This is a genomic window from Bacillus cereus group sp. BfR-BA-01523, from assembly GCF_022662615.1.
GTDB lineage: Bacteria > Bacillota > Bacilli > Bacillales > Bacillaceae_G > Bacillus_A > Bacillus_A mycoides.
Genome location: NZ_JAKUDX010000004.1, coordinates 471,908 through 485,449 on the forward strand (window position 1 = coordinate 471,908; position 13,542 = coordinate 485,449).

Below are 13,542 nucleotides of genomic sequence, written 5' to 3' on the forward strand. Positions count from 1 at the left end.
AACTACTAGGACATCCCTTTCCATCTTGAAGACTTATTTCACACGTTCTGCTCCACCCCTGTACTCTTCTCCTTCTTACTTCTTTTAAAATTCTTCAACTTCTTAACTGTTCCAACTAACCCTTTCGGAAAAACTAGTAGCACGATAATGTATAATAAACCAAGAATGATCGTCCATCGTTCAAAAATCGGATATTCCGTCGCTAATTCGGATAAATAATATTTCAATGATTCAATAATCCCAGCTCCAGCGATTGCTCCGATTAAAGTTCCAACTCCCCCAATCATTGTCATCAATAATGCATTTAATGTCATTTCAATTGAAAATACAGTTGTATTAACAAAGCGTAAAGTGATAACAAATAAACCACCGCTAATCGCTGCAACTACTCCTGCAACAACACTAGCAATAATTTTATAATGAAGAACTTTATAGCCCAGTGCTTCAACTCGTTGTTCATTTTGTGAAATCGCCTTTAACACTTTCCCAATTGAAGATTTTGTGAAAAGACGTAACAAAATGAAAATACTGATTAGACATATAAATGTTATATAATAAAATGTAAAACGATCACGGAATATATCTGGTACACGAAATGTAAATCCATCTCCTCCATGAGTCAGTGAACGCCATTTTTCAGCAAGTACAAAAAACAGCTGGGAAATAGCAAGCGTTAACATTGCATAAAAATGACTTTTCAGCCGTAAAGAAAGCAAACCGATTATATAACTAACGATGGCTGATACAATAATTGCGGCTGCTATTCCTATAAAAAAGTTTGTGATAGACACCCCTTGTCGCTCAAATAAAAGTGCTACCCCATACGCCCCTATACCAAAGAACATACAATGACCGAATGAAACAATACCTGTATATCCAAGGAGAACATCAAAACTCATAGCGAAAATAGCAAAGATGAAGATTTGAGTGAACAAAATTAACAAGCTCCGTGAATCATTTACGAATGGAAATACACTTAAACAAATGAGCATAAATACTCCGAAGTATACTTTAATTCGATTTGATGTGCTGTTCACCATTTCACCCCTTTTCACCAACAAGTCCCGTTGGCTTCACTATTAAGAAAAATAGTAACATTAACATATTGATTGCAAGAGATAAATCTGGCAAAAAATACGCTGTAAAAGCACCGGCTAATCCGACAATTAAAGATGCTAGCGCTGAACCTTGTACGCTACCTAATCCGCCAATAATAACTACTATAAAAGCTAAAATTGCGTACTGCATACCCATCTCAGCAAAAATAACTCCTGAATATGGTGCTAGTAGAAAACCACCTAACGCCGCCATCCCTGCTCCTAATAAAAAAACAAACGAGAATATCGCTTTTACGTTAATTCCGAGAGCTTGAACCATCTCTTTATCCATTACACCAGCGCGAATCATAAGTCCTATCTTTGTTTTTTTCAGCAGCAATAGTAAAGCGATGTAAATTAGTATCCCAACTAAAATAACGAATAGGCGATATTTTATTAAGATAACTCCTCCAAATGTAAAACTGCCTTGAAGCCATAACGGTAATTTTGCAGCAATTGGATTAGGACCCCAAAATATTTTGATGCACTCGCTAAGAACGAGCATTCCTCCGAGTGTCACGAGTAGCTGCCGCACATGGTTTCCATACACTGGTCTAATAAGAAATCTTTCTAAAATGAAACCGAGGAACATACCCATAGCGACTGCCCCAATTAGCGCTAATAAATAACTATCTGTCATATTAAATAACCAAACGCCTGTAAATGCTCCCCATGCAAATAAACCGCCATGCGCAAAATTTAGTACGCTCATTAAACCGAAAATAAGTGATAGACCAGACGCTAATAAAAAAATAAGCATCCCTGTCGAAACGCCATTTACAAATAAGTTAATTAGCACATCCACGTTCTCCCCCCCCCGTATCAATGTTAAGAAATACCTAAATATTTATGACATGTTTCCTTATCCTCTCGCAGTTCCTCCATGAAACCGTTATGCACAATGCGCCCATTATCCATAATGTAAAAATAATCACCGATTTGACTAGCCATCATAAAATTTTGTTCAACAAGTAAAACAGTCGTTTTTTCCTTCATTTTCAAAATGGCTATCATTAATTTTTCTATCATAATGGGCGACAAGCCTTTACTCGGCTCATCAATAAGTAATAAACCATCACTATTAATAAATGCTCTTGAAATTGCTAGCATTTGCTTTTGCCCTCCGCTTAAGAGTCCGCTTTTTTTGTGCCAAAATTGCTTTAAATCTGGAAATAATTCAAGCATCCAGTCTATTTTTTCTTCCGCTTCTTCTCCCTTCCCCCTAGCAAGAGCGAATGTTTCTTCTACTGTCAGGTCGTGAAAAATACCTTGATTTTCTGGTACATACCCTATTCCTTTCCTTGAAATTAAATGTGTAGATAATCCATTTACTTGTGTACTATCATAATAAATTTCACCATGTGCGATATGGTGAAATCCCATAACCGAACGTAATGTCGTAGTCTTCCCTGCCCCATTTCTTCCAAACAGTACAGTAATCGTTCCTTTCTCAACAGTAAGAGATACCCCTTGTAAAATATGAAACTGATCTAAATACGTCTCTATATTATTCACTTGTAATAGTGCCACTATATAATCCCCCTAAATAAGCACTTTGTACACGCTCATCTTTCATCATTTCTTCGGGCAAACCTTCAGCCAATAACTCTCCATGGAATAAAACGATAAGATGGTCTGACAAACCTAGTACCATATCCATTTTGTGTTCAATAAGTACAATTGTACTCTCTGGATGTTTCTTAATATTTTCAATCACTTGTAAAATAGCCGGTACCTCCTCAACTGATATACCTGCCGTCGGCTCATCAAGTAGTAACACATCCGTTTTTAAAGCTAATAACATCGCAAGCTCTAACTTTCGTTTTTCCCCATGCGCTAGATCTTTCGCTAATACATGTTCTTTCTCGTGAAGTAATACTGTTTTTAAGAAACGTCTCGCCTCTCCAACTTGTTGCTTAAATTTTGCCGAACTCGGAAAAAAACTATAGTAATCTTGCACAAATGATTGAACACTTAAACGAACATTTTCAAGTACCGTTAACTCTGGGAATATATTTGTAAGTTGAAAAGAACGACCAATTCCTAATCGAGTACGATCCGAAATTGATAAATTTGTAATCTCTTGTCCTTTAAAATATACTTCACCCTTTGTTGGAGAAATTTGTCCACTTAGTAAATTGAATAGCGTTGTCTTTCCAGCACCATTCGGTCCAATTATTGAAATGAGCTTTCCTTTTTGTACCGTTAAATTAACATCCTTAATAACATGATGATCCCCAAAAGATACACAAAGATTTTTTGTCTCTAACAAATGTGTCATAAAATTCCTCCCACTGAAAGCCATGTTTATGAAAGAAACAAGTATAAAGAGGGTATTCCCTCTTTATACAAAGACAACAGAAAATTCAGTCTATTTATTCTGAATTGATGGTTCTGTCTCTTTCATCGTTAATTCTCTCTCTAACACTGGTACTGGATAATCAACACCATCTTGCTTTTTCAGCGTTATAGAATATAGAGTTTGTAATGCTTGATGATCCTTCTCTCTAAATTTCATCTTTCCTTTCGGTGTCTCAAATTCCATCCCTTCCATTTTCTTAATAAGTGTATCTACATCTGTATCGCCCTTCGTTTTCTTTAAAGATTCGACGATAGAAATTGCCGCTGACATTCCTCCTGCTGTAAACAGATCTGGAACAGCACCATTAAAACGTTTTTTATGTTCTTCTACTAGCCAATCGTTCACCTTATTCTTTGGAAGTGAGTGATAATAAACAGAAAACCCTTGCATCCCTATTAGCGCATCCATCGTTTTTAATGCTGGTATATCAGGTGCACCAGTAGAAATTTTAATACCTTGCGCTTCCACATTCATATCTTTCAACTGTTTCCATGGTGAATTCGCACCTGCCCAAACGATAAATAAATAATCTGGCTTTGAGCTAATAATATTTTGAATATTTGCAGTGAAATCAGTTGAATTCGTATCCGCGTATTGCTCGTTTACAATATTCGCACCTAATTTCTTTGCTCCCGCTTTAAATGCTGCAATCCCTTCACGACCGAAAGCATTATCTGGAGCAAACGTCGCAATCTTTACATCTTTTTTAGCAATTGAGGCAGCCCCAGCAATCGCATCTTGCGAAGAGTTTCTTCCTGTTCTAAAAATATATTTATTCCAGTTCTTCCCGGTAATACTATCAGCAACTGCCGGTTCTACAACCATAATTTTTTCATATTCTTCAGCTAGTGGTAAAACTGCTAATGTATCACTTGAACTAGATGATCCGACTAAAAAATCAACCTTCTCTTCTTCTAATAATTTCGTAGCTTTCTTAACCGCTACATCGGCTTTCGTTTCCGTATCTTCTACAACAAACTTAATCTTCTTCCCTTCCACTTTCCCAGTTCCACCAGTTGCATAATCTAACCCTAATTCAAACCCGTTCACTGTTTGTTTTCCATACGATTCCAATGGACCTGTTAACGAAGCAAGAACCCCTACCTTAATCGTTTTTTCATCTTCTGTACTTGTCTTCTTTCCCGAACAAGCTACTGTTACTAATAATGACCCTAAAACACAACCAGTAACCACCGTTCTTAGCCATTTACGTTTTTTTATCGACATTGTGATCCTCCCCATACTTTACTTTCTGATAGAATCAAACACGCCAAATTCCCCTGTCCGTAATCATGACTTTAAAATTGGTAATGGAAAACTCTTGTAGTAACCTCTACATTCGGCACAAATCTATAATCACCTTCCTATTAAATGGAAACGGACATACAATCAATATATATTCCGTTGTTCAAATGAAATTACTGTTTCATTACAGTAATCATCACGCAAAAAGCTGCAAATAATTAACTTAATTCATTAAGTCAATTATTTGCAGCTTACCTAAAAAAATGATTAGAAAAACCGATTAATTATTTTCGACGTTCTCTAACCCCTCAACCAATTGCTTCTTATCTAATCCTTCCCCTATTACTACCAAGTTTGTCGGGAAACCGAAGTCTTGTTCCAGTAAAGTCGGTACCCCGAACGAATATTGGAATAGATGCGGGTATTTATCTCCATGGAATTTCACAAATCCTTTTACACGATAAATACTATCTGGTAAATTCGAAAGCCATTCGTATAATTTATCTTGATCAATCGATTTCGTAAATTGATACGTCATCGTTTGTATATGTAAATGCTGTTTGACATGTAGTGTCTCATGTTCTCCATCTCTCACAAATTCAGCTTCTTCTATATCTTTTAAAGATATATTACAATACTTTGTTTCAAACAATTTCGCATGATTATTTATTGCCTTTACGTCTTCAAGTACTTTGTTCTTATCCGAATCTGTTAATAAATCTGATTTATTAATAAGAATATGACTTCCATATTTCATTTGCTCATGTAATAGCTGTTGTACATTTGCACTTAATATACTTCGGTTTAACCATCTTACTGCATCTAATACGACTACTATAGATTTCACTTCAAGGAAAGGAGCTAAAATTGGTGATACACATGCATCTAACACTTCAATTGGATGTGCGACACCTGTTGTTTCTATATAAATTACATCTGGTCTTTCTTGTTGATATAAAGAATGTAATTGAATTTCAAGCTCTTCTTTTAACGTACAACAAATACATCCTTTCAGAAGTTCCCTTAGCACATTCTCTTTTCCAATAATATCTGTATCTACCGAGTATTCACCGATTTCATTCATCAAAACTGCAACTTTTCGATTTTTCTTCTTTTCTGCTAATAATAAATTTTGCAGCAATGTTGATTTTCCGCTACCTAAAAAACCACCTAATATATGAATTTCTACTTTACTCATTCGACCGACCATCCATTTCTCTACTTCAAATTTATTCAAAGCGTAATTATTACGATTTATATTTATCATTTTATTAAAAGAATACCTATTTGTAAACAAAACTGCTAGATTATCGTTTCATTTTCCATTCACTTCATGAGCAACTCTAATTCCAGACTCAATCGCTCCTTGCATCCATCCATGTGTTAATGTCGTATGTTCTCCTGCAAAGTGCACTCTACCCGCTGGCGGCGTAATATATGGAAACAATTCAAGCTCTTGCCCTGGTTCAAAAGCTGTAAATGCTCCGCAAGAATACGGATTTTGACTCCAGCTAAAAGATTCTCCCGCAACATACTCACTATAAAGCACATTTCCATATATTTGCGCTAAATTTTTCAAAGCATAACGAATACGTTCTCTATTCGAGAGACTATCCCACGTTAACGCCTCATCTGCCCACGTATAACTCACTAAAACGATAGCCGCCCCTGGTGTATGAATGCCGTAGCTCGGATAATATGTAAAGCGGATAGGTAAATCTGTAATTGACTTACCACCATATTGTCCTGCTCTTTCCCAAAATCTACTTTTAAACTCTATCGCAATTTTAGTTGAAGCAATATAATTTAATTCACGAATTGCCCGCCTTTTATAATAAGAGAATAAATGATATGGCTGAACTTCTACAAATCGCAAAGCTGAAAATGGAATTGTGACAATAGCGATGTCACCAGTTACTATAAATGAATTTAACGTTTGTTCATGTGTTACTTGCATCATTACTTTATTATCTTCCTGTATAATTTTTTCTACTTTATACGACATAAAAATATTATCCTTTAGCTCTGGTAAAAATGAATTTGGTAATGCGTCCATCCCGCCTGTTATCTCATAATATTTCGTCGTTGAAGTGAAAAAGATTATTTCGCGTAATACTTCAATTAATGACATTCCCATGTATGCTTCCATATCAAGAAGTACTCCGATCATATCTATTGCCCCATCTGAATAATACTCGGTTAAAAATGAACCGAGCGAATATGTTTTATACTTTTTTTCAACAATAATCCAGTTTTTATTAGGATCTTTCTTAATATAATTAAGTATCGGTTCCAATACCTCTAACATTAATCCTTCTGCCGTTTTCCCCTTTTCTTTATCTAAAACTGGATATCCAAGTACACTTGGGTCCTTTTCAAACACATCCAATCTCGTTCTTTTGTTATTCGTATAAATTATATCTGAAGAAGTTTTATTAATAAAAAGGTTTAACGGTAGTTTAAATTTACGAATGTAGGCTAAAGTTAAATCATGAGTATCCGGAATACGCATAGGACCTGCGTTAAAATATAATCCTGCACTAAATGGTTCCCGAATCGTATACACCCTGCCACCTATTCTGTTATTTGCTTCTATAATCGTTACCTCGTGCCCAGCCTCTTTTAATAAAGATGCTGCAACTAATCCAGACATCCCTGCACCGGCAATTGTAATCCGTTTGGGGTTATTCGTTTTGGCAAGCCCTTCATGAATAATTTGAAGCATTTGTTCCATCGATAATGGATTCCCCATGCCCATTCCCCTTTTATGAAGGATTTTACTGAATTATATTCGTTTAACAGGATTCCTATGTTTCATTCAAGCAATTGAGTGGATACATTTTCAATCACTTGAATATCTTTTATAAAATGTAATAAAATAGATATGAAACTATAGAAGTAAGACGTATTATCTTACATAATAAAATTTATGAAATAGCGAGGAATTTTGAAATGAAAAAAGGTATTAACCGTGTTGTATTAGTAGGAACAGGAGCAGTTGGATGTAGTTATGCTTACTGTATGATTAACCAAGCTGTAGCTGAAGAATTTGTTTTAGTTGATGTAAATGAAGCAAAAGCTGAAGGAGAAGCAATGGACTTAAGCCATGCGGTTCCTTTCGCACCAGCTCCAACAAAGGTTTGGAAAGGTAGTTATGAAGATTGTAAAGATGCAGATCTTGTTGTAATTACAGCTGGATTGCCACAAAAGCCAGGTGAAACACGTTTAGATTTAGTTGAGAAAAACGCTAAAATTTTCAAGCAAATTGTTCGTAGCATTATGGATAGCGGCTTTGATGGCATCTTCTTAATCGCAACAAACCCTGTAGATATTTTAACTTACGTAACTTGGAAAGAATCTGGATTACCGAAAGAACGCGTAATCGGTTCTGGTACAACTCTTGACTCAGCTCGTTTCCGCTATATGTTAGGTGAGTACTTTGATATTGGACCTCATAACATTCACGCTTATATTATCGGAGAACATGGTGATACAGAACTTCCGGTGTGGAGTCACGTATCAATTGGTATTCAAAAACTACAAACGCTTCTTGAAAAAGACAACACATATAACCAAAAAGATTTAGATGATATTTTCGTAAACGTTCGTGATGCAGCTTATCACATTATTGAACGAAAAGGTGCTACATACTACGGCATCGGCATGTCACTTTTACGTGTTACGAAAGCAATCTTAAGCAATGAAAACAGCGTATTAACTGTATCAGCATATCTTGAAGGTCAATACGGCCAACAGGATGTTTATATCGGCGTACCTGCTGTTTTAAACCGCGGCGGTGTTCGGGAAATTTTAGAAGTTGAACTAAGTGAAGAGGAAGAATTAAAATTCGATCACTCTGTTCAAGTGTTGAAAGAAACAATGGCTCCTGTTCTTTAATCATATTTTCCAATCAAAAAAGCAATCCGATTTATATTGGATTGCTTTTTTATACTTTTATAGTTCCCCCTCAATTTAAACGGTAATATTATCTATAAAAAGGGGTGATTTCATGAATGATTCTTTGACGATTGCAATCCTCTTGCTAGCTGTAGCATCCTTAATACTTTTCCTCTTCTTAATCATCAGAACGCTATTTCCAACTAAAAAATATGATAAGAATCTCGGATTGATTCTAATTATTTTAAGCTTGTTAGCAATACCGATAAGTATCTTCCTTGTAGGAGGATGGGCAGGTATGGGAGTTAGTGTAATCGCAGTCTTTATTTTTGCTGCAGCTATTATAGCTTTAATTGCAAATACCTTCATTAAACTACCTCCTCCAAAGAAAAAATAATAAATGACCGATGTTTTCATCAAGAGAAAACATCGGTCATTTTCTATCACTTATTATCTTTAATCGGTTCATCATTATTTACATCAAGTACATCTAATAAAAAGATAAAGATTGGAATCCCAATAATAAGCCCCCATATTCCGAGGAAATGCTCTGAAAAGATAAGAATCATAAATGTATAAAAAACAGGTAAATTCGTTTTTGCAGACATAAATTTTGGATTTAATAAATAACTTTCAAGAGCGTGGATTACTGTAATGAACACTAGTATGTAAACAACATACACAACCCCGCCGACGTTATAGGCAATGATACAAAGTGGAAACAATGAAATGATAACACCAGCAACTGGAATCAAACCGAGTAGAAAGACCATGACAGCCAATACAAGAAGCTGTGGAAATCCTAAAATGACAAGTGCAATTACAGTGAGCACACAATTTACAACCGCAATTAAAAACTGTGCTTCAATCACTTTTCCGAACGATCTTGCAAACCTTTCACCGAAATATGCAATCTCCTCATAAAAAATTTTCAGCTTACTATCTTTAAATTTCGAAGTAAATGCTATAATGCGTTCTTTTTCTAATAAGAAAAATAAGCTTAAAATAAGAGAAAGTAGTATTTGTAAACTGACTTTTCCTATGTTTGCTATCGATTGATAAATGACATCTACACCTTGTTCGATATATTTCGATACTTCCATTCCATTAATTGTCGAAAGTGCATATTTAATTATCTCGTTATCAGGTGGGTTTTGAAAAAACAATTTAAATTGATAAATTAATTGTGAAATTTGTATCGTTAGTACAGGCAAATATTTATATAGTGTAGTTATAATAAACGTCACTAACACAATATATAAACCAGCAATAACCACTTTCCTATTTACTTTCAATTTTTTTGAAATAAACTTTTGAAATCGATCCATCAAAAACGTGAGAATAAACGTAATTAATATTAAATTAATCATACTTTTTAATCCATACAATACAAGCACTAATATTATTAAAACGAGAAACCGTTGAAACCCTCTGCTTCGAAAGAAATTTTTCACTTCATTCATTAAGAATTAACCTCCCCCTTCAATGGATGGAAATTGGATATATTACATTTTATGAACTTCTATAGACAATCTTTCTTACTAATTGGAAAGAATCCTTTTTTTCTTTTTTATTGTCGGATTTTTTTATCTACTACTTTTCTAAAAACTACTTTATCAACTCTATATTTTAGGAGATCGTCTATTTTTAGACTGCTGTTCATACGCATATCCAATATTAAAAAGTTCTTTTTCACCAAACTGTTTCCCAACAAACACTACACCTACCGGCTGACCATCAGAATCATATCCTGCCGGCACTGCTAATTCTGGATAACCAGCCACAGCTGATAGAAGAACTTCATCGTTATTAATCATCACAAGAGCATCCAAACCTTTTTCTACTAAATACCTATCAAGCTCTTTTCTTGCATTTTCTTGACTCGTTTGAACTATTTTTTCAAACTCATCTTTCGTTATAGCAGATTTCTCAGAACCCTCAATTAATGTTTGTCCATACTTTATTCGTCGTTTACTATCCTTTTTATTAAACGCTATAATCTCTTCTAACGATTTTACTGGCACATTTTTTTGCCGTGAAAGATAATCGTTAACATTATGCTTGAACTCATATTCTAATGTTTGCAGATTATCTACACCCTCGCTGTTTAACTGAACATCATCAGTCAATATTGCACCTGCATCTTCAAGGTCCTTTCTAACCTTTTTCGCTACTGCTTTTCTAATTTCATCTTGTTGTTCTATAGAAAAAAGAATCCCTATCTTTTTCCCTTTTAATCCATCTATCGATAACTCCTTCGTATAATCCATTCTATCTCTATCTTTCATTTTTTCTATCATAGCATCTTTTCCATCATAACCTACCATTGAATTAAATAGCGTTGCTGCATCTTTGACCGTTCTTGCCATTGGCCCTGCTGTATCAAGTGTTTCAGCTAACGGGATAATTCCTGTTCTGCTAACCATACCTAAAGACGGACGTAACCCAACTACTGATTGTTGCGTTGCCGGTGCTACTATGGATCCCGTCGTTTCCGTCCCGATTGCAAGCGGTGCAAAATCAGCTGCAACCACTGTAGCAGATCCTGAACTCGATCCTGATGTATCAAATGTAATCGGGCCATATGGATTTAAATTTTGTCCTTTCTTCCCACTATATCCACTTGGCATTGTAAAAGATAAATAATTCGCCCACTCAGACATATTTGCTTTTCCTAAAACAAACGCCCCTTCTTCTTTCAACTTCTTCACAATCATCGCATCTTCATCTGCAATCCAATCTTTTAATACATAAGTTCCAGCACTTGTCGGCATAACATTCGCTGTTTGTACATTATCTTTTACGATGACAGGAATGCCGTATAAGTTCGATTTCTTATTTAAAAATCTCTCTTTATCTAACTGTCGTGCTTCCTCCATTGCATTAGGATTAATCTCTGTAACAGCATTTAATGATATTCCATTTTGATCATGTTCTTGTATTCTAAAAAGATAAATACTCGTTAATTCTTCATATGATAATTTCCCATCATCAACCATTTTTTGAAGCTCATCCACAGTCGCATTTACAACTTCTTTTTCTTTTATCTTTATATTATCTATGTCGATCCCTTTAAGTTGATTATGTATCGGTTTTAACACTCTGTCTTTATCATATACAATACGCTCAGGTTCCTTTGGAAAATAATTTTTATACACGTAATATCCTCCGGCACACACCAATAGAACAATACCTCCAGCGATAGACAACGTTATCTTTACCCATTTTTTCATGTTGCTTCCTCCACTCTAAAAGTTGCTCATTTATATAAAAAAGAGAGTTACCTTTTACTTAACTCTCTCCAATCAAAATGCTAAATGAAAAAATGAAAGATTTCAATCTAATTACTTTTTTTTTGCATTTGCTTTGCTAACAATTCCTTCACCTGATTATATGTTAACCCTGAATTTTTATTTAAACGTTTCACTTCATCAACATCAGTACCGACAACTGTATATTTTTTCTCATCATTCATGTTCCCACTTCCTTTCTCACCAGATTATTTCTTATATTTCTTCCCTAAATACACATAAATTAACACCAATACGAATAGGGAAGCTGGACTAAATTAAATAGACGAGACAGATGATATAGTATTCAATAACTAAAAGGAGTTCTGTTGCGTAAGAGGAATAGATAAAAATATGTCGAATTTATATACTTATTGAATTTAAGGACATGGAGGATGCATTTTGAAAACATATGAGTTTAAAAATAACATTCCAACATTGGAAGAGTACAAATATTTGTGTGATTCTGTTGGATGGACTAATTATATGAATTTTGAAGTAGCGGATACTTCACTGAAGCATTCTATTCACTGCATCACGGTCAAAGATAATGAAAAAATTGTGGGCATGGGGAGAATTGTTGGTGATGGATCTATCTATTTCTATATTCAAGATATAGTGGTTCATCCGGATTATCAGAAACATGGTATTGGGAAAGAAATAATGCATCTTTTGGTTGCATACTTAAATGAGAATGCCCCTGATAAGGCGTTTGTCGGTTTATTTGCATCACAAGGTAAAGAATCGTTCTATGAAAAATTTGATTTTAAAAATTACTCACCAAACATGACGGGGATGTTTACTGTCATTTCAAAAACATGATAGATTTTTAATTGTAGGGAAAACTTCGATTCATATGAAAGAAATTATTCTTGCAGTAACCTTTTCCACAATCGCATTTAAACATTACATACGAAAGGAGAGTACATATATAGCTATATATGTACTCTCCTTTCATTTATTTAACTCTATATATATTAAATTTCTTAATAAAATTTCACTACATCTTCAGTAGGTAAGAATGTTCTTTCCCCTGGTTGTTCATTTGGCTCACCAAATGGCATTTGTCCTACTAAACTCCACTCCGCTTGAATATTCCATGTTTCTTTCACTTCAGCATCTACGATTGGATTGTAATGTTGTAATGATGCGCCAATTCCTTCAGCTGATAATAACATCCATACAGTATGTTGTAGCATTGCATTTCCTTGATGAGACCAGAATGGGAATTGATCTTTATATAACGGTGCATTTTCTTGCATTTTTTCTACAGTTGCTTGATCTTCAAAGAATAAAACGGTACCTACACCTGCATGGAAACCTTTTAGTCTTTCTACAGTCGCTTCAAAGTTTTCTGCTGGTACGCGTGATCTAAGCGTTTCTTTTACGATATCCCAAAACTTTTCATGCTCTCCATCCATTAATACGACCATACGGCCACTTTGCATATTGAAAGAAGTTGGTGCATGTAAAGCTGTTTTTAATACTTCTTCAATTCTTTCCTTTGTAATTGTAGCGTTTTTTGTTACTTTACGAATTGAACGACGGTTCACGATTGCTTCTTTTAAGTTTGTTGTAGTTGCTGACATTTTAATTCCTCCAAATATATGTTTTATTATTTTTATTTAAACAAATCAATTTGAGTCTTTCA

At 34.7% G+C, this 13,542-nt stretch carries 14 protein-coding genes; 3 read left to right on the plus strand and 11 right to left on the minus strand.

Features of this window, described 5'->3' with window-relative positions; all coding sequences use genetic code 11:
- Positions 1–38: 38 nt before the first annotated feature.
- The 7 genes from MR066_RS14360 to MR066_RS14390 form a co-directional block, all read right to left on the minus strand.
- Positions 39–992, minus strand: a complete 954-nt coding sequence (locus MR066_RS14360; RefSeq protein WP_242247566.1) for a branched-chain amino acid ABC transporter permease — start codon at positions 990–992, stop codon at positions 39–41.
- Positions 993–1,041: 49 nt separating this feature from the next.
- Entirely contained in the window at positions 1,042–1,902 is an 861-nt protein-coding gene (locus MR066_RS14365; protein ID WP_002141340.1) for a branched-chain amino acid ABC transporter permease, read from the minus strand.
- A gap of 23 nt (positions 1,903–1,925) precedes the next feature.
- Positions 1,926–2,627, minus strand: coding sequence for a branched-chain amino acid ABC transporter ATP-binding protein (locus MR066_RS14370; protein ID WP_016103179.1), 702 nt, complete (start codon positions 2,625–2,627; stop codon positions 1,926–1,928).
- Entirely contained in the window at positions 2,605–3,378 is a 774-nt protein-coding gene (locus MR066_RS14375) for an ABC transporter ATP-binding protein (RefSeq protein WP_016103178.1), read from the minus strand. Before MR066_RS14375 ends, MR066_RS14370 begins: the two co-directional genes overlap by 23 nt.
- Before the next feature lie 90 nt (positions 3,379–3,468).
- A complete protein-coding gene (locus tag MR066_RS14380) occupies positions 3,469–4,686 on the minus strand; it encodes a substrate-binding domain-containing protein (RefSeq protein WP_061674159.1) in 1,218 nt (405 codons plus the stop codon).
- Positions 4,687–4,984: 298 nt separating this feature from the next.
- Complete coding sequence (locus tag MR066_RS14385) at positions 4,985–5,902, minus strand: CobW family GTP-binding protein (protein WP_242247531.1); 918 nt, start codon at positions 5,900–5,902, stop codon at positions 4,985–4,987.
- A gap of 117 nt (positions 5,903–6,019) precedes the next feature.
- Positions 6,020–7,456, minus strand: coding sequence for a flavin monoamine oxidase family protein (locus MR066_RS14390; RefSeq protein WP_242247533.1), 1,437 nt, complete (start codon positions 7,454–7,456; stop codon positions 6,020–6,022).
- 200 nt (positions 7,457–7,656) lie between these two features.
- Here MR066_RS14390 and MR066_RS14395 point away from each other — a divergent pair, with 200 nt between their 5' ends.
- Positions 7,657–8,601 carry an L-lactate dehydrogenase gene (locus MR066_RS14395; protein ID WP_002012312.1) on the plus strand — a complete coding sequence of 315 codons (945 nt, stop codon included), beginning with the start codon at positions 7,657–7,659 and terminating at the stop codon, positions 8,599–8,601.
- A 112-nt stretch (positions 8,602–8,713) separates the two neighbouring features.
- Positions 8,714–8,998, plus strand: a complete 285-nt coding sequence (locus MR066_RS14400) for a YesK family protein (protein ID WP_002189262.1) — start codon at positions 8,714–8,716, stop codon at positions 8,996–8,998.
- 46 nt (positions 8,999–9,044) lie between these two features.
- On the opposite strand, the gene MR066_RS14405 is transcribed toward MR066_RS14400, so the two are convergent.
- The 3 genes from MR066_RS14405 to MR066_RS27200 form a co-directional block, all read right to left on the minus strand.
- Entirely contained in the window at positions 9,045–10,064 is a 1,020-nt protein-coding gene (locus tag MR066_RS14405) for an AI-2E family transporter (protein ID WP_061689780.1), read from the minus strand.
- 159 nt (positions 10,065–10,223) lie between these two features.
- Positions 10,224–11,834 (minus strand): amidase family protein, encoded by a 1,611-nt coding sequence (locus MR066_RS14410; RefSeq protein WP_242247535.1) that lies wholly within the window; start codon positions 11,832–11,834, stop codon positions 10,224–10,226.
- Between the two features lie 107 nt (positions 11,835–11,941).
- On the minus strand, positions 11,942–12,076 hold the full coding sequence (locus MR066_RS27200) for a hypothetical protein (protein WP_002012306.1): 135 nt from the start codon (positions 12,074–12,076) through the stop codon (positions 11,942–11,944).
- A gap of 217 nt (positions 12,077–12,293) precedes the next feature.
- On the opposite strand from MR066_RS27200, the gene MR066_RS14415 reads away from it, so the two are divergent.
- Positions 12,294–12,713: a GNAT family N-acetyltransferase gene (locus tag MR066_RS14415; RefSeq protein ID WP_215601035.1), complete on the plus strand. Its 420-nt coding sequence runs from the start codon at positions 12,294–12,296 to the stop codon at positions 12,711–12,713.
- Between the two features lie 164 nt (positions 12,714–12,877).
- Here the strand turns inward: MR066_RS14415 and MR066_RS14420 are convergent, their stop codons facing one another.
- Entirely contained in the window at positions 12,878–13,480 is a 603-nt protein-coding gene (locus tag MR066_RS14420) for a nitroreductase family protein (protein ID WP_242247536.1), read from the minus strand.
- Between the last annotated feature and the right edge of the window lie 62 nt (positions 13,481–13,542).